The organism is Sinorhizobium garamanticum (genome assembly GCF_029892065.1).
Taxonomy (GTDB): domain Bacteria; phylum Pseudomonadota; class Alphaproteobacteria; order Rhizobiales; family Rhizobiaceae; genus Sinorhizobium; species Sinorhizobium garamanticum.
Window position 1 is genome coordinate 1,956,526 of sequence record NZ_CP120374.1, and the last position, 17,700, is coordinate 1,974,225.

The 17,700-nt window shown below is 61.9% G+C and carries 16 protein-coding genes; 10 read left to right on the forward strand and 6 right to left on the reverse strand.

All coding sequences use genetic code 11. The annotated features are described in order from the left end of the window. Positions 1-88 precede the first annotated feature (88 nt). The 4 genes from otnK to PZN02_RS29015 form a co-directional block, all read right to left on the reverse strand. The gene (otnK, locus tag PZN02_RS29000; RefSeq protein ID WP_280662389.1) at positions 89-1,372 is read right to left on the reverse strand and encodes a 3-oxo-tetronate kinase; all 1,284 of its coding nucleotides are present in this window, start codon (positions 1,370-1,372) and stop codon (positions 89-91) included. A 3-nt stretch (positions 1,373-1,375) separates the two neighbouring features. Next, entirely contained in the window at positions 1,376-2,152 is a 777-nt protein-coding gene (otnI, locus tag PZN02_RS29005; protein WP_280662390.1) for a 2-oxo-tetronate isomerase, read from the reverse strand. Positions 2,153-2,161: 9 nt separating this feature from the next. Further along, positions 2,162-3,097: an L-threonate dehydrogenase gene (gene ltnD / locus PZN02_RS29010; RefSeq protein WP_280662391.1), complete on the reverse strand. Its 936-nt coding sequence runs from the start codon at positions 3,095-3,097 to the stop codon at positions 2,162-2,164. A 65-nt stretch (positions 3,098-3,162) separates the two neighbouring features. Further along, the gene (locus PZN02_RS29015; RefSeq protein WP_280662392.1) at positions 3,163-4,479 is read right to left on the reverse strand and encodes an MFS transporter; all 1,317 of its coding nucleotides are present in this window, start codon (positions 4,477-4,479) and stop codon (positions 3,163-3,165) included. Positions 4,480-4,698: 219 nt separating this feature from the next. On the opposite strand from PZN02_RS29015, the gene PZN02_RS29020 reads away from it, so the two are divergent. From PZN02_RS29020 to PZN02_RS29065, 10 genes are all read left to right on the forward strand, one after another. Then, positions 4,699-5,694 (forward strand): LacI family DNA-binding transcriptional regulator, encoded by a 996-nt coding sequence (locus PZN02_RS29020; RefSeq protein WP_280663313.1) that lies wholly within the window; start codon positions 4,699-4,701, stop codon positions 5,692-5,694. Positions 5,695-5,711: 17 nt separating this feature from the next. Continuing rightward, the gene (gene otnC / locus PZN02_RS29025) at positions 5,712-6,389 is read left to right on the forward strand and encodes a 3-oxo-tetronate 4-phosphate decarboxylase (RefSeq protein ID WP_280662393.1); all 678 of its coding nucleotides are present in this window, start codon (positions 5,712-5,714) and stop codon (positions 6,387-6,389) included. A gap of 222 nt (positions 6,390-6,611) precedes the next feature. Next, entirely contained in the window at positions 6,612-7,388 is a 777-nt protein-coding gene (locus tag PZN02_RS29030) for a FadR/GntR family transcriptional regulator (RefSeq protein ID WP_280662394.1), read from the forward strand. Between the two features lie 40 nt (positions 7,389-7,428). Continuing rightward, complete coding sequence (gene denD, locus PZN02_RS29035) at positions 7,429-8,412, forward strand: D-erythronate dehydrogenase (protein ID WP_280662395.1); 984 nt, start codon at positions 7,429-7,431, stop codon at positions 8,410-8,412. Position 8,413: 1 nt separating this feature from the next. Continuing rightward, on the forward strand, positions 8,414-9,190 hold the full coding sequence (locus tag PZN02_RS29040; protein ID WP_280662396.1) for an SDR family oxidoreductase: 777 nt from the start codon (positions 8,414-8,416) through the stop codon (positions 9,188-9,190). 186 nt (positions 9,191-9,376) lie between these two features. Continuing rightward, on the forward strand, positions 9,377-10,444 hold the full coding sequence (locus tag PZN02_RS29045) for an ABC transporter ATP-binding protein (protein ID WP_280662397.1): 1,068 nt from the start codon (positions 9,377-9,379) through the stop codon (positions 10,442-10,444). Between the two features lie 152 nt (positions 10,445-10,596). Beyond that, positions 10,597-11,913, forward strand: a complete 1,317-nt coding sequence (locus PZN02_RS29050; protein WP_280662398.1) for an ABC transporter substrate-binding protein — start codon at positions 10,597-10,599, stop codon at positions 11,911-11,913. 97 nt (positions 11,914-12,010) lie between these two features. Beyond that, entirely contained in the window at positions 12,011-12,943 is a 933-nt protein-coding gene (locus PZN02_RS29055; RefSeq protein WP_280662399.1) for a carbohydrate ABC transporter permease, read from the forward strand. Between the two features lie 13 nt (positions 12,944-12,956). Further along, entirely contained in the window at positions 12,957-13,856 is a 900-nt protein-coding gene (locus PZN02_RS29060) for a carbohydrate ABC transporter permease (protein WP_280662400.1), read from the forward strand. A gap of 1,363 nt (positions 13,857-15,219) precedes the next feature. Then, entirely contained in the window at positions 15,220-16,263 is a 1,044-nt protein-coding gene (locus PZN02_RS29065; protein WP_280662401.1) for a capsular polysaccharide export protein, LipB/KpsS family, read from the forward strand. 52 nt (positions 16,264-16,315) lie between these two features. On the opposite strand, the gene PZN02_RS29070 is transcribed toward PZN02_RS29065, so the two are convergent. Together PZN02_RS29070 and PZN02_RS29075 are read right to left on the reverse strand one after the other, a co-directional pair. Next, complete coding sequence (locus PZN02_RS29070) at positions 16,316-16,459, reverse strand: hypothetical protein (RefSeq protein ID WP_280662402.1); 144 nt, start codon at positions 16,457-16,459, stop codon at positions 16,316-16,318. Between the two features lie 138 nt (positions 16,460-16,597). Continuing rightward, positions 16,598-17,677 (reverse strand): ROK family protein, encoded by a 1,080-nt coding sequence (locus PZN02_RS29075; protein ID WP_280662403.1) that lies wholly within the window; start codon positions 17,675-17,677, stop codon positions 16,598-16,600. Positions 17,678-17,700: the final 23 nt, after the last annotated feature.

Consider the following 17,700-nt stretch of genomic DNA (forward strand, 5'->3'; position numbering starts at 1 on the left):
ATGTCTTCGTCCTTCAATCGGTTCCGACCGAGAGAAGCATGCGGCAGCGGGCGGCGGGAGTTGGACGAGGGGGCGCCCGCCGCCCCTTTTATCGCATCATCGCCAGCGCCGTGGCGAAGAAGTCGTCGCCTCCGAAATTGCCGGATTTGAGCGCCATAAGCATCTCGCCCTGCGAATTGCCGATCGTCCGCAGCACCGGCACGCCAGGCGCGATCTCCGGGCCGATCAGGAACGCCGGAATTCCCAGCCTGTCGACCGTAGCGCCGGAGGTCTCTCCGCCGGCGACGATGAGGCGCCTGACGCCGCGCGCCACCAGTTCGGCGGCGATCGCCGAGGTGGCGGCTTCGATCGCGCGCCCCGATATTTCGCGTCCATAGCGCGATTGAAGGTCGGAAACGGCCTCCGGCGTGGTGCTGGCGGCAATGATGACGGGCCCTGCCTTCATTCGCTCCCCCGCCCAGGAAAGCGCGGCTGAGATTTCGTCCGGCGCGGCGGTGAGCAATCGTTCGGGATCGAGCCTCAGGACCGGCATTGCCTGTTCGGCAATGGCAAGCTGGCGAAGGGTGGCGCTGGAGCAACTGCCGGCAATGATGGCCGCATACCCACCGACGGGGCGGATGGCATCGGCCGTGGTACTGACCTTCGACGGCACGCGACCGGAGCGCACGAGCGCGCGTGCCAGACCGAGACCGAGGCCGGAGGCCCCGGTCGACACCGGTGCATCGAGCGCAACCTCCCCGAGGATTTCAAGGTCGCGTTCGAAGACCGCATCGGCTATCACCGCGCTGGCGCCCTCGGCGCGCAGCGCATCGAGCCGCGCTCGCACGGCATCGGGTCCGGCCGCCACGGCCGGCAGGTCGATGAGGCCGATCGCACCACGCGACTGGCGGGCCATGACCCGGACGAGATTGGCGTCGTGCATGGGATTGAGCGGGTGGTCCTTGAGCGGGCTTTCGTCGAGCGGCTGGCCGTTGACGAAAAGGTGGCCGAGATAGACGGTGCGCCCGGTTTCCGGAAAGGCTGGGGTGACGAGCACGGTGCTGCCGCCCGCGAGTTCCGCGAGTGCCTCCGTCACCGGGCCGATATTGCCCTGGTCGGTCGAATCGAAGGTCGAGCAGATCTTGTAAAGCACATGCATCGCTCCACGCCCGCGCAGCCAGTGTTCGGCCGTGCCCGCGGCGGCCACCGCCTCCTGCGCGGAGACCGAGCGGATCTTCAGCGAAACCACCACTGCGTCGACATCCGGCAAGGTGAGGGACGGATCGGGAATGCCGACCGTCTGGACAGTGCTGAGCCCGTTCTTAGTCAGCGTGTTGGCGAGGTCCGAGGCGCCGGTGTAATCGTCGGCGATCGATCCGAGGAGGATGGTCATCGGTCAGCTCCTTGCATACGGCTTGAACCAGTCGAGACCGTCGAGGGTGCGGCCGCGCGGGATATATTCGCAGCCGACGAAACCATCATATCCGAGCCGGTCGATTTCCTCGAAGAGGTACGAATAGTTCAGCTCTTCGCCGTCGGGTTCATGGCGGGAGGGGACGCTCGCGATCTGGATGTGGCCGACTATCGGCAACAGGCGACGGAGTGCCATGACGACATCGCCGTGCAGGATCTGGCGGTGATAAATGTCGAATTGGAGCTTCAGATTCGGCATGCCGAGTTCGGCGATAAGGCGCTCGGCAGCGCCGAAGTCGTTCAGGAAATAGCCCGGCATGTTTCGTCCGTTGATCGGCTCGATGAGCAGGTCGATACCGCTCTCCGCCAAGCGTTCGGCCGCATAGACGACGGAGCGACGATAGCAGGATGTGGCCTCCTCGTCGTCGCTATCGGCGAGACCCGCCATCAGATGCAGCCGTTTAACGCCTGTCGCGGCCGCATAATCGAGCGCCCGTTCCGCGCTCGACTTCAGTTCATCGAAGCGGCCGGGCAGCGCTGCGATGCCGCGCTCGCCGGCTGCCCAGTCGCCCGGTGGCAGATTGAACAGCGCCTGTTTGAGATCGTTGCGGGCAAGCCGCTCACCAAGAACGTCCGGTGCGGCTTCATAGGGAAACAGATATTCGACGGCGGCAAATCCGGCGTCCGCCGCCGCGTCGAAGCGGTCGAGGAACGACCATTCGTTGAACATCGTCGTCAGGTTGGCGGCAAAGATCGGCATTGTCGCGTCCTACTCCTTCTGTGAGTTTGCGTCGGGCAGCGTTGCGCCGGAAAGCTGGGCGTAGAGCCGGGCGAGCGAGGAATCGTCGTCTCGGCCCATGCCCGCGCCGGCAGCGGCGAGATACATCTGCAGTGCCGCGGCCGCGAGCGGCACGGGATAACGCTCCGACCGGGCCATGTCCTGGACGATGCCGAGGTCCTTGACGAAGATTTCGATGGCGCTGAGCGGCGTATAGTCGCCGGCAAGCACATGCGGCACCCGGTTTTCGAACATCCAGGAATTGCCCGCCGACGCAGTGATCACTTCATAAACCTTGCCAAGATCGAGCCCCTGCTTGGCGGCAAAGCTTATCGCTTCGCAGGCGGCCGCGATATGCACGCCGGCAAGAAGCTGGTTGATCATCTTGAAGGCCGCGCCGGTCCCGGCGGCGTCGCCCAGCTCGTAGACCTTGGCTGCCATTGCATCGAGGGCAGGGCGCGCCGCGGCGAAGGCTTCGGCCGATCCCGAAGCCATGATCGTCAGTTCGCCCCTCGCGGCTCGGGCGGCGCCGCCTGAAATCGGCGCGTCGAGATAGTGGAGGCCGAGCGCCTCGACCTTCTCCGACAGGCGGCGTGCGACCGCCGGATCCATAGTCGCCGACGAAACGAAGACTGCGCCGGGCTTCATGTCGCCTGCGATTCCGTCCGGGCCGAACAGCACGGCTTCGGTCTGAGCGGCGTTTACGACGACGCAGACAACGATGTCGGCGTCCCGGACCGCCTCTCTCAGCGCGCCCGCACCGCGGCCGCCTTCCGTCACGAAGCGCTCCACTGCCGCTTGCGCAACGTCGTATCCGGTGACATCGAGGCCGGCACGTTTTATCGATTGGGCCATTCCAAGCCCCATCGCGCCGAGGCCGATTACGGCGGCCGTTCCGCGCCCGCGATTTTCAACATGCACTGACATGACGGTATTCTCCAGTGTTGTGATGTCGGGTGACCCTCCGATCATCGCGTCGGGAGGGGCCGAGCTTAGCGGTTGACGGTCTTGCCTGGAACGGTCAGCACGGCGAGCGCGCCGATGACGAGAACGGCGGCCAGGAAATACATGCCTGCACTGTTGCTGCCAGTGAAGTCCTTCAGGTAGCCGACCATAAACGGCCCGAGGAATCCGGCAAGATTGCCGACCGAATTGATCCAGGCGATGCCGGCTGCCGCACCTGTGCCGGCGAGAAAGGCCGTCGGCAGCGACCAGAAGAGCGGTGCGCAACTGATGGCACCGGCGGCTGCGAAGGAGAGGCAGATGATGGCGACCGTCGTGCTCGTTGCCATTGTCGCCGCGGCGAAGCCGCCGGCTGCGATGACAGCCGGGACGACGAGGTGCCAACGCCGTTCGCGCAACCGGTCCGAAGAACGCCCGAGCGCCAGCATGGCTATGAACGTGCAGACGTAGGGGATAGCCGAGATTAGGCCGATTTGCAGGTTGCCGGTGACACCGGATGCCTTGACCATCGTCGGCATCCAGAAATTCAGGCCGTATTGCCCGAGCACGAAGCAGAAATAGATGAGGCACATCAGCCAGACGCGACGGTCGGTCATCGTTCCGACGATGCTGTGCGGGCTCGACGCTTTCGCCCGATTGTCGGCGCCGATATTCACGGAGAGCAAGTTCTTTTCCTCGTCGGTGAGCCAGCTTGCGTCCCGGATCGTGTCATCGAGATAGAAGAAGGTCACAATCCCGAGGGCGACGGCAGGAATGGCTTCGATCAGGAACATCCATTGCCAGCCTGAAAGGCCATGCGTTCCATGGAAGCTGTCGATAAGCAGACCGGAAAGCGGATTGCCGAAGATGGCCGAGATCGGGATTGCGGACATGAAGGTCGCAACGATCTTGGCGCGGCGATGCGCCGGATACCAGGATGTCAGGTAGAGGATGATGCCGGGAAAGAATCCGGCCTCGGCGATGCCGAGCAGGAACCGCAGCACATAGAATGCTGTTTCCGACGAGGTGAACATGAACGCCGCGGAGATGACGCCCCAGGTGATCATGATGCGGGCGATCCATACGCGGGCGCCGACCTTGTTCAGTATGACGTTGCTCGGCACTTCGAACAGAAAATAACCGATGAAGAAGATGCCGGCGCCGACGCCGTAGGCCGCTTCCGATAGGCCCAGTTCGCTCGACATCTGCAGCTTGGCAAAGCCGACGTTGACGCGGTCGAGATAGGCGACCACGTAGCAGAGCATCAAGAACGGGACGATTCTCCAGAAAACCTTGGTATAGGCGCGATCCTCGACCGCCCGTTCGAGGTGTACGCCAGTGGCTGGCGCCTGCGTTTGCAGCGTCATGATTTCCTCCTCCAACAGTTTGCCGGGAGACCCCCTTGCCCGCCTTCCGACATGGCGCCTTGCCTTGATTGGCAGCGCTGCCAATAATTCAAATAATCCATTTTGGCAGCGCTGCCAACAAGAAAATGGTAGCGCTGCCAAAAATTCTGGCTATTGAATTGAAGTGGTAAGATGCGGCGCGAAGACACCCGTGCTCTCAGGAGTGGCGTAAACTTGACCTTGGAATTCAAGCACCACACTGCGGTAACCCTTGCCGAGGTCGCGGAAGCAGCCGGCGTCGGCGAGAGCACGGTGTCGCGGGTGCTCCGCAACCATGGCTCCTTTTCCAAGAAGACGCGGGACCGGGTGATGGAGGCGGTCGAACGGCTCGGCTATGTACCGAACCGGATCGCCGGGACGCTCGCTTCCGCCGGATCGCGGCTCGTCGCCTTCGTCATTCCCTCGCTGTCCAACATCGTCTTTCCCGATGTGCTGCGCGGCGCGAGCAGCGTTTTGGAAGCAAATCAGCATCAGGCCGTCTTTTCCGTCACCGACTATGACGCGGAACGCGAGGAGGCGCTTGTCGCCGCGATGCTCGCCTGGCGGCCGACGGCGGTCATGCTTGCTGGCTTCGAGCATACCGAAGGCACGGTGAAGAGGCTGCGCGCGAGCGGCTGTCGTGTGGTGGAGATGCTCGATCTCGACGGAACCGCGCTGGATCTGGCCGTTGGCTTGTCCAACCGCTCAGCCGGGCGCACAAGCGCCGATTTTCTCTTGAAGCGCGGCTATCGCCGGATCGGCTATGTCGGACATGATCTCGATCGCGACACCCGCGCCCGCAAGCGCTTCGGCGGCTTCTGCGAGGCACTCGGCGCCGCCGGCTTTGCGCTCGTCGACCGGGAGATTTGCGCGGGCGGCTCATCGGTTGAAAGCGGGCGGCTTGGGCTGGAGCGTCTGCTCGCCAGAAGCTCTCTCGATGCCGTCTATTTTTCAAACGACGACATGGCGCTCGGCGGCTATTTCCACTGCCTGGCACGCGGGATTTCGATCCCCTCGCAACTGGCGATCTTCGGCTACAATGGTCTCGACATCGGCCGGGTCACGCCGCAGCCGCTCTCGACCATTCGCACGCCCCGCGTCGAGACGGGCCGGGTGGCAGCTGAACTTGTCGTCACGGATGCGCCGCCGCAGGTCGTCGATCTCGGGTTCGAATTGATCGAAGGCGCAACCGCCTGAGTTGAAAGGATTGCAAGATGTCCGAAGCACGTCAGCGCGAGGAAATCTGCCGCTATGGACGATCGCTGTTCGAGCGCGGCCTGACACCCGGCTCGTCGGGCAACATATCGCTGAGGCTCGACGACGGCAGTTGGCTGGTGACGCCGACCAATGCCTCGCTCGGCTTCCTCGACCCCGCCCGTATCTCCAGGCTCGACGGCGCGGGTCGGCTGCTATCAGGAGACAAGCCGACCAAGGAAATTCCGCTTCACACCGCCCTTTACGAGACGCGCGGCAGCGCCCGCGCGATCGTCCATCTCCATTCCACCCATGCGGTGGCGCTCACGATGCTGCCGGAGGTCGATCCGCGCGCCGCGCTGCCGCCGATGACGCCCTATTATCTGATGCGCGCCGGTGAAACGGCTCTTGTGCCCTACTATCGTCCCGGCGACCCGGCGGTTGCCGATGCGATCCGCGGACTTGCGGGCAAGTACTCCTCGGTGTTGCTCGCCAATCACGGTCCGGTGGTGGCGGGCGACAGCCTCGAGGCGGCGGTGTTCGCCACCGAAGAACTCGAGGAAACGGCAAAGCTCTATCTGCTGCTGCGCAATCTCAATCCACGTTATCTCAGCCCGGAGCAGGTGGATGACCTTGCGAAAACCTTCGGGCTCGACCTGCCATCCCGTGGCGGTCATGAAGGGCATGATCACGACTGAACCTGCTGGCGAAACAGTGTGTTACACCCATTCGTGGGCTGGCAATCTTGCATCGCTTCTTCGGTAATACGCCTTGCAATCTGCGTGCGCCGCACAAGAAGCGCGCGCATTTTTGATGCACTGCCGCGACGAACTGCCCTTGACCGCCTCCGCCTTTGCGGCGTCTATTCGTTAATACTGATCCGGTGGACCAACCAGTGGATCAGTTGGAGGTGCGGCGCAGTGAATGGCAGTCCCATACTCACGCAAATGCCGAAGATCGGGCGGAGCCTCGAACGCCGCACCGCGCGTGACGTGATTGCCGACAAGCTGATGGTTCTCGTTGCGACCAACATGCTGCATCCGGGCGACGAACTCCCCGGCGAGCGCGAACTCGCCAACGTGCTCCATGTCAGCCGTGAGACCGTGCGCGGCGCCATCCAGGCGCTTGCCGCGCGCGGCATCATCGAGGTTTCGCAAGGCAGCCGCAGCCGGGTTGCCAATGTCGATCTCAGCGACGTCACCGTGACGATCGCCTCGCCGAACGCCATCGACAGCTATGATCTCGAGGCGGTTCATGCCGCTAGGCTGCATATCGAGTTGAAGGTCGTGGGTGATGCCGCCGAAAACATCGATCAGGACACGCTCAGCAAACTGGAGAGCCTGCTCGAAGCGCAGCGGCTCGGCGGCGACGATGCCATGCGATTCCTGATCTGCGACCGTGAATTTCATGTGGCGATCTATCGGGCTTGTGGCAATCCGCTGCTCTCGGACTTCGTCACCGATCTCTACACCTACATGATGAATTACCGGCGCAGCGCCATGTCCCGGCCCGGCGCTATAGATGCCAGCCACAAGGATCACTGCGAGATCGTGGCAGCGCTTGCCCGGCGCGACCGCGATGCCGTCGTCACGGCGTTTCGCCATCATCTCATGCGAATCTACGAGACAACGAAGGAATTGCTCGCCGAGCACGGGCGGGCGGAAAAGCCAGCAGGCAAGGGTGGGAAGACACGCTGAACCCGGAATTTCCCGGGCCGAAAACGGAGGTTCGCCGCGAATGCATGTCATGGTCATAGGCGCGGCCGGAATGATCGGCCGCAAGCTGGTCGAGAAGCTTGCCGCAGAGCCGGGCGCCCTCGGCTATGAGATCACCCGGCTCACGTTGGTAGACGTGGTCGAGGCACCAGTGCCCGCGACACTTTCCGCGACTTCGACGGCGCGCGCGCTCGATCTGTCGTCTGAAGGCGGCGCAGAACGGCTCATCGCGTCACGGCCGGATGTCATCTTCCATCTGGCGGCGATTGTTTCCGGCGAGGCGGAGGCCGATTTCGACAAGGGCTACCGCGTCAATCTCGACGGTACACGTTCGCTCTTCGAAGCGATCCGCCACGAAGGCCGCAACGAACCCTATTTCCCGCGTCTCATCTTTGCCTCGTCGATTGCCGTCTTCGGCCAGCCCTTCCCGGAGAAGATCGGGGACGAATTTTTCACGACCCCGCTGACCAGCTACGGGACGCAAAAGGCCATCTGCGAATTGCTGCTCGCCGACTATACGCGCCGAGGCATCTTCGACGGGATCGGCATCCGCCTCCCGACCATCTGCATCCGGCCCGGCAAACCCAACAAGGCGGCGTCGGGCTTCTTCTCGAACATTCTGCGCGAACCGCTGGTCGGGCAGGAGGCGGTATTGCCGGTGGACGAGAATGTGCGTCACTGGTTCGCGAGCCCGCGCTCAGCGGTCGGTTTTTTCGTGCACGCCGCGCGCATGGACACCGCGAACATCGGGCCGCGGCGCAACCTGACCATGCCAGGCCTGTCGGCACTCGTCGGCGAGGAGATCGAGGCGCTTCGGCGTATTGCCGGCGAGAAGGCGGCGCGCCTCATCCGCCGCGAACCGGATCCCATCATTTCCTCGATCGTCTCCGGCTGGGCGACCGATTTCGACGCCCGGAGGGCGCGCGAACTCGGTTTCTTGGCGGAAAGCAATTTCGACGAGATCATCCGGATCCATATCGAGGACGAGCTTGGAGGGAGGATCTGACATGGCGCAAGCGAAAAGATCGGGCGAAGGAAAGATCGCGCTCGTGACCGGCGGCGGCACCGGCGTCGGTCGCGGGCTCGCCAAGGCCTTGAGCGCCGAGGGCTACAGCCTCGTTATCACCGGCCGCAGGCCTGACGTGCTTGAGCGCGCGGCAGGCGAAATCGCGCGGGAGACTGGCGGCACTGTGCGGGCGATCACCTGCGACGTCGGCAACCCGGCCCAGGTCGCGGCACTGTTCGGGGCAATCCGGGACGAGTTCGGTCGGCTCGATCTGCTTGTCAACAATGCCGGGTCGAACGTGCCGCCGGTGCCGCTCGAGGACGTGACGTTCGAGCAATGGAGCGACATCGTCGCGGCGAACCTGACCGGCGCCTTCCTCTGCACCCAGCACGCTTTCCGGCTGATGAAAAGCCAAAGCCCGCGCGGCGGACGGATCATCAACAACGGCTCCATTTCGGCGACGACGCCGAGGCCGAATTCCGCCCCCTATACCGCGACCAAACACGCGATCACGGGGCTGACGAAATCCACCGCGCTCGACGGGCGGGCGCACGATATTGCCTGCGGCCAGATCGACATCGGCAATGCGGCTACCGATATGACTGAGAAGATGGGCACGGGCGTGTTGCAGGCCAATGGCGAGATCGCGGCCGAGCCGACCATTCCCGTCGCGCACGTGGCCGAGGCCGTCATCTACATGGCGAGCCTGCCGCTGACCGCCAACGTGCTGACCATGACCGTCATGGCGACGAAGATGCCGTTGGTCGGACGCGGATAGGAGAATTCCAAAAGGTCGCTTGCGACGGGCAGGGGAAGGCCGGATCGCGGGCGATCACTACAGCGCCGCACGTCCAATCGGACGCGCAAAGGTCGCTGTAGTACTTTGAATTGCTGCATGATTTTGTCCTTAAATCGATGCCGATTTAAGGAACCATGCAGCGAGCAGATATTGGGAGGAACGCATATGGCAGCCGTGGACTTTGTCGATGTCAGGAAATCGTTCGGTGCCTTTCCCGTCATCAAGGGCGTGAACATCGAAATCGAGGACGGCGAGTTCGTCATCCTCGTCGGTCCTTCCGGTTGCGGAAAATCCACGCTGCTGCGGATGCTGGCGGGACTTGAAAACATCTCCGCGGGCGAGATCCGCATCGGCAACCGCGTGGTCAATTCGCTACCGCCGAAGGACCGCGACATTGCTATGGTGTTCCAGAATTATGCGCTCTATCCGCATATGACGGTCGCCGACAATATGGCCTTCTCGCTGATGCTCGCCGGTTCGCCCAAGGCGGATATCGACAAGCGCGTCGGCGTGGCGGCGGAGATTCTCGGCCTGTCGAAGCTGCTCGACCGCTATCCGCGTCAGCTCTCCGGCGGTCAACGCCAGCGCGTGGCCATGGGCCGGGCGATCGTGCGCGACCCGCAGGTGTTTCTCTTCGACGAGCCGCTTTCGAACCTCGATGCGAAGCTGCGCGTGGCCATGCGCGCCGAGATCAAGGAACTGCATCAGCGCCTCAAAACCACCACCGTTTATGTCACTCACGACCAGATTGAGGCGATGACCATGGCCGACAAGATCGTCGTGATGCATGACGGTATCGTCGAGCAGATCGGCGCGCCGCTCGATCTCTATGACAACCCGGTCAATCTTTTTGTCGCCGGCTTCATCGGCTCGCCGGCGATGAACATGATCAAGGGCAGGCTGGATCCGGCCAATGGCAATGCGTTCCTCACCGAGGACGGCACGGCACTGCCGGTGGCGCGCCCCGCCGCTGCCGCCAACGGACGTGACCTCGTCTACGGGCTTCGACCCGAATACATGGTGCTGGACCCGAACGGGCTTCCCGTCGAAGTCGTGGTGATCGAGCCGACCGGCTACGAGACGCAGATGATCGTCCGGCTGGGAGGCAGCGATGTCACCTGCGTCTTCCGCGAAAGGGTGACTGCGAAGCCCGGCGAGACCATCCGTCTGTCGATCGATGCCGCCCATGTTCACCTGTTTGAGGCCGAGAGCGGACGACGCTTGTTTGATTGATGCCGCGCGGCGAGGCAATCGAGGGAAGAGGAGCCCTCGGCCTTGATCGCGCGGAGATGTCCGGCAGGGGCTGGGCATCATTGCCGCCGCATTCGCCAAGCGGGAAGGTGAATGCCGGAAGGATGTGCTCCCGCTTTTCTAGGAGGAGTATTATGCCAATAAAGAGACGTGACTTCCTCGCAGCCTCGGCTGCTCTTGCCGGCACGGCGGGCCTTTCGCCGCTCGGCATCCGCCCGTCCTTCGCGCAGGCCGCCGAGCCGAACTACAAGCCGGAGGAAGGCGCAAGTCTGCGACTTCTGCGCTGGACGCCTTTCGTCAAGGGCGACGAGGATGCCTGGCTTGCCAACACCAAGAAATTCACTGAGGCGACTGGCGTCGAGGTACGCATCGACAAGGAAAGCTGGGAAGATATTCGTCCGAAGGCAGCGGTCGCCGCCAACGTCGGCTCCGGCCCCGACATGATCATGTGCTGGTTCGACGATGCGCATCAATATCCGGACAAGCTCGTGGACGTGACCGAGCTCGCGAATTATCTCGGCAACAAGTATGGCGGCTGGTATGACGGCGTGAAGGGTTATGCGACCCACGGCGACAAGTTCATAGCCATGCCGCTGACAGCGATCGGGAACGCCGTCTGCTACCGTGAGAGCCACATGAAGGCGGCGGGTTTCAGCGAATTCCCGAAAGACACCGCAGGCTTCCTCGAGCTCTGCAAGGCGTTGAAGGCCAAGGGGACACCGGCCGGTTTCCCGCACGGCAAGGCCGTCGGCGACGGCAACAACTATGCCCATTGGCTGCTGTGGAGCCATGGCGGCAAGATGGTCGACGAGAGTGGCAAGGTCACCATCAACAGTCCTGAGACGCTCGCCGCGATCAACTACGCAAAACAGCTATACGAAACCTTCATTCCGGGCACCGAAAGCTGGCTCGACATCAACAACAACCGCGCCTTCCTGGCGGGCCAGGTGTCGCTGACGGCCAACGGTGTTTCGCTCTACTACGCGGCGAAGAAGGATCCGGCGCTTGCGGAGCTGGCGGCCGACATCCGCACCACCAACTTCCCCGTCGGCCCGGTCGGCCAGAGCGTCGAGCTCCACCAGACGAGTTCGCTGCTGCTTTTCAACCACACCAAGTATCCGGAGGCGGCCAAGGCCTACATCAAGTTCATGATGGAATCCGACCAGATGAACGCCTGGATCCAAGGGTCGAGTGCCTATTGCTGCCAGCCCTTGAAGGCCTTCGCCGACAACCCGGTCTGGACCTCCGATCCGATCCACGCTCCCTATGCGCGCGCTTCGGAAACATTGCGTCCGAACGGTTATGCCGGGCCGCTCGGCTATGCTTCGGCCGGCGTCATGGCCGACTACGTGCTGGTCGACATGTTTGCCTCAGCCGTGACTGGCCAGACGACGCCGGAAGACGCCGTCACCGAGGCCGAGCGGCGGGCAAACCGTTACTATCGCGTCTAGCCAGCTTCGGGCGGCTCTTGAGCGAGCCGCCCGAAACCGGAAATGCGCCGGCGAATCTTGCCGGCGCAAACTGCGAGATCACCCGCGGAGAAGTTCGATGCCCACTGTACCGTCCGGAAAGCCGCCATCCTTCATGGCTTCGCTCATGCAGAACCACAACGTGCTCGGCTTCCTGTTCATGCTGCCGGCGGCCGTATTCCTCGTCTGCTTCCTCACCTATCCACTCGGGCTCGGCGTCTGGCTCGGCTTCACTGACACGCGCATTGGCCGCGACGGTATCTTCATCGGTCTTGAGAACTATATCTTCCTCGCCGAGGACGCGGTCTTCTGGCTTTCGGTCTTCAACACGCTGCTCTACACCTCGGTGGCCTCGATCCTGAAGTTCGTGCTCGGCCTGTGGCTTGCCCTGCTGCTCAACGAAAACCTGCCGTTCAAGTCTTTCTTCCGGGCGATCGTGCTGCTTCCCTGGGTCGTGCCGACCGTGCTTTCGGCGCTGGCCTTCTGGTGGATCTACGATTCGCAGTTCTCGATCATCTCCTGGTCGCTGATGCAACTGGGCGTGATCGATGGACCAATCAACTTCCTCGGCGATCCGACCAATGCCCGGATTTCGGTAATCGCTGCCAATGTCTGGCGCGGCATTCCCTTCGTTGCCATCTCGCTGCTCGCCGGGCTGCAGACGATCCCGGCTTCGCTGCAGGAGGCAGCCTCGCTTGACGGCGCGACCAACTGGCAGCGCTTCCGCTACGTGACGTTGCCGATGCTGACGCCGATCATAGCCGTCGTCATGACCTTCTCGGTGCTTTTCACCTTCACCGATTTCCAGCTGATCTATGTGCTGACCAAGGGAGGACCGGTGAACGCGACCCATCTGATGGCGACGCTATCCTTCCAGCGCGGCATTCCGGGCGGTCAGCTTGGCGAAGGCGCGGCGATTGCTGTTGCCATGATCCCCTTCCTGCTTGCCGCGATCATGTTCAGCTTCTTCGGACTGCAGCGCCGCAAATGGCAGCAGGGCGGTCAGGATTGATAGGAGGCATGCCGTGAACACCACCACGAAAATCCCTGACGACGTCCTTACCGATCATGCGGAGGGCATGAGCTATCTCAACCGGCTGCCGCGCCGGATCGTCGTGCTCTACCTGCCGATGGCGGTCTTCGTCTTCGTTCTCCTGTTTCCCTTCTACTGGATGGCGATCACGGCGGTGAAGCCGAATTCGCAACTGACCGACTATAACAACTACAGCCCGTTCTGGGTCGTCGGACCGACGCTCGATCACATCAAGTATCTGTTCTTCGAGACGTCCTATCCGGGCTGGCTGTGGAACACGATGCTCGTCGCGGTCGGCTCCACGATCCTGTCGCTCGCGGCCTCGGTCTTTGCGGCTTACGCGATCGAGCGCGTGCGCTTCACCGGCTCGCGGCCGGTCGGGCTGATGATCTTCCTTGCCTATCTGGTGCCGCCGTCGATCCTCTTCATCCCGCTCGCCCTCATCGTCTTCAAGTTCGGGATCTACGATTCCAGGCTGGCGCTTATCTTCACCTATCCGACCTTCCTCATTCCCTTCTGCACCTGGTTGCTGATGGGCTATTTCCGCTCTATCCCGTTCGAGCTCGAAGAGAGTGCGCTGGTTGACGGCGCGACACGCTGGCAAATCCTGGTCAAGATCATCCTGCCGCTCGCCGTGCCCGGGCTGATCTCGGCGGGCATCTTCGCCTTCACGCTCTCCTGGAACGAATTCATCTATGCGCTGACATTCATCCAGTCGTCGGAAAACAAGACCGTTCCGGTGGGCGTACTGACCGAACTGGTGCGTGGCGACGTGTTCGAATGGGGCGCACTGATGGCGGGCGCGCTGTTCGGCTCACTGCCGGTCGTCATCCTCTACTCCTTCTTCGTCGACTATTACGTTTCGTCCATGACGGGCGCGGTGAAGGAATAGAGCGGAGTATGGCCGGCGTTGTTCGTCGGTCGTCCCTCTATTGCAACGGAGCGACCGAGAAAAACGCGTATGTCGCGAAGAGAAACCAGGGGAATGGTTGGGCGAGGCCTGCAGCGATGCTCGATCGACGGCGCAGGCCCCTGACCGTCAGCTTTTCCAAACGGCTGGAAAAAAATTTACCACCAGAGCGGGAAAGCTGCCATTCGCCAAAACGGCTTACCACCGACGTGCGAGCAATGGTACCCAAATGGATGCGCCACTTTTGGGCGACCAATCCGAGGGGCGATTCCGCCGCACGCCGACAACTTTCAGAGCGTGCTTCCCATCCATTCGGCTGCAGCGATTGCCGAGCCGAGCAAAATGACCGGCAGCAATAGCGCACCGAAGAACCTGATCATCTGAATTCGGCGCGAACGCCTGTCATGCCGATCGTAAACCATCTTCATTCAGCCTCTGGCTGCATCCCAAGAACAGTTCCGGCGATATGAAAACATCATTGGAGTCGGACGGTCGAGTCTCCAAGGTAACACACCGGTCGGCAGCCGGGCTTTCTTGCCGCGTGGAATACGGAAGCAATCGGAGCGAGAGATCGCCGGGCACGAGGGCGTGGCCGGCGACCGCAAAGATTATTGGGGAGTGATGAACCCGAAAGGGCGATCACCAGGCCGAGAAGGCCACCATGAGCACTGCGGCCCAAAATAACGCTGACAATTCAGCCGCCACCAGAAACCCGAAAGTGGTGTCGCTCATGTGATCCTCCTCTGGCAACCTCCATTACCAGGGGAAACTATAGGGGGTCGCGGTCGGTTCCGCTACAAAATAAGACATACTCCTCCATCGGATCACGTGAGCAGCGAGTAAATCAGAACGCCGACTGAACCCCAGAAGCCAACCATTACCAGCGACATCGCCACAACGAAGATCTTAGTCACAACAAAACTCCACCACCTTTCAGAAGGTTACAAAGACTACCGCAGCGGCGAAAACTGGGTATCGGCACTAAGTCTGATGGGCATCGGACTATGGTCTGACACTACAGCGCCGCGCGTCCAATCGGACGCGCAAAGGCCGCTGTAGCACTTTGAAGTGCGGCATGAATCCTTAAATCGATTCCGATTTAAGGATTCATGCAGTAGAGGGCGCGGGCCCAAATCGAACACGCCGGAAGCTGTTGGTCTCATGGAGCGAGCCTGCCGGCGATTGAATGAGAAAATCGATTCCGTCCGAAAAGCCGGCAAAACGTTCACCGGACAGGCCCATCAAGGCCGTTGCGTTTTCGCGACTAAACTGGTTCTTGAGCGTACAGTGAGGAAGCGATCGGCGCCGAAGCGCCTCAAGATGAGGTGCCCGAGATGAGGGGCTCGTGTTAAAAGTTACGGACAACTTGCCCGGCGCGACGGACAAGAGCTGGTATCCGCCGGAGGGAACCAGGCTCGGCACGACATTCTTTGTCCGCAGCGCGTTTCCGTGGCTCGGTCACTATTTTGGCGGAATTCCGCTCGGCTCGACGCTCGCCCCCGGGATCAACGGAATAGTCTCCTGGGGTGGGCGCATTCCAGCGAAAAGTGCGATGGCCGTCGCCCGCTTGCGGCGATTGCCGCATTGGCATCTTGAAGACGGCTTCCTGCGCTCTGTCGGCCTTGGCAAGGATGGAGCCGCGCCCGTCTCGATCATCGTGGACGACCGGGCGCTTCCTGTCGACGGCGGGAAGGCGTCGCGCCTGGAACTGCTGATCGCCGCAGCGGCAAAGGGGGACTGGGACAGCTTTGGAAAAAGCATCCGCGAACGGATGACCGAACACAAGCTGTCGAAATACAACAACCTGCCGCACAAACCGCCGTCGATGGAACAGAGTGCCCGGAGGCGTATTCTGCTTGTCGACCAGGTCCTCGGTGACGTCTCTGTGGAGCGTGCACTCGGGAGCCGTTATTCCTTCGACAGGATGCTCGATGATGCGTTGGCAAGTGGCGGGCAATGCGTCGTGCGCACGCATCCGGACGTCATGGCCGGTTACCGAAAAGGCTATATGACCGAGCGCGCGGCGAGGACGGCCGGCGTCGTTCTCCTTGCCGACCGCGTGTCGGTCGCTTCGATTCTCGAGGTCGTCGACGAGGTCTGGACAGTTTCGAGCCAGGTCGGCTTCGACGCTTTGTTACGAAAGATGCCCGTGCGCTGCTACGCCGTACCGTTCTATGCGGGATGGGGGCTGACGGATGATCGAGCAGGCGTCGCGGCCGAGGCGGCCTTGGCGCGGCGGGCCGGCGCGAGACCCTCGGTCGATCAACTCACCGCGGCAACGCTCGGGCTCTATCCGAGCTACCGCAATCCGAAAGACTGGCAGCCGATGGACGTGTTTGCAGCGATCGATTTCCTGGTCGTCGAACTCGATGCAACTCGTCGCGCATAACGCCTACTGCATGTTTGAAAGATAGCCGGTCCGTCAACGGCCGAGAACGTCGTCAGTTCTCCTCCACCGAAACACCATCTTGGCCAATCCTAATCTCGATGCCCGGCTTGTTTTCTTCGCGGTAGATGTAGATGCCGAGCCCGATCGCAACGGCAGCAAGAACTGCGATAATGAGATAGAGCCCATTCCGGTTCATCTGTGCCGTCCTTCCTCGAGTTGGCGCTGCCTCGCGACAGGGCCGCGCGTCCTTTGAGGCGCGCATAGGTCGCTGTAGCAGTTTGAGTTACTGCATGATTCCTCAAATCGATTCCGATTTGAGGAATCATGCAGTAACTCAATCAGCATCGCGTTCGCGCCTGTTGGTGAAGTGGGCGTTGCCCAGGCCCGTGCCAATCGTCAGAACTCCCCAGCCGGAGACGTCCTGCATGAACGGTACCTGCGAGAGGCCCTGGACGACCGCGTCGTTGTGCATGATCACGAAGGTCTCATCCTCGCCGATTTGCGGAATGGCCTCCCTGATAGCGGCGGGCAGATTGAAGTGCTCGCTTTCCCAGTTGCCACCTGGCAGGTTCTGACCGCCGCGCACAATCGATCCATCGGCGTCGATCAACCCAGGACAGGCCACACCAATCACGGGGGCGGGGGTGAGGTCTGCCTTGTCGGCCTTGGCGATCAGCCTTTCGATCATGGAGATGAGACGTTCAATTGCAGTGGTCCGACTGGGCTTATCGTCCGCATGTCGCCAGATATCTGACTTCCAGACCTTGGCCTTCGAGAGGTTCGCGTCTTCCTTCAGGCACGTCTCGACTATGCCCACACGAATATTGGTGCCGCCGATATCAATGGCAAGGATCGCCTTGTGCCCCTTCAGCATCCAGGACGGGATAAGGTGCACGGCGCCGATGAGCCCCGCTTCATCCGGACGGTGGACGACCGGCGTGAGTTCGATCTTGATGCCCTTGGCCTTCAGCAGCACCATCGCATGGGCAATTGCAAGTTCGCCTACGACGCGCTCTCTAAAGCCGCCGCCCACAACGACGCGTTCGGTATTCTTCCAGCTCTTCTGACGCAGCAATTTGTCGAGAACAGCGGCGAGTTCGCCTGCGAAATCGTGAACCGCTCCCATGACCAGGGCGGCTGCCTCCTTGTCATCACCAACGAGAAGGGCATCGACCTCCTTTTTCGACAGGTCGCCGGTCGGAGTTTTCCCGAGCGGATCGGTGCCGCCCTTGCGCACGCGCTTGCGCCAGGCTTCGAGCTTTTCCTGGAAGGCATATTTGTTGGCCTTGTCGCCCAGAAATCCGTCGGAGCTCCGCAATTCGATGTTGTAGTCATCGACCGTGACCGACGGCAGATCGTCGTCACCATGCGTGAGGAGGACGCCGTTTTGCTTCTCGTTCGCGGATCTGCCCACGCAACCTCCCCTATGACGCTTCA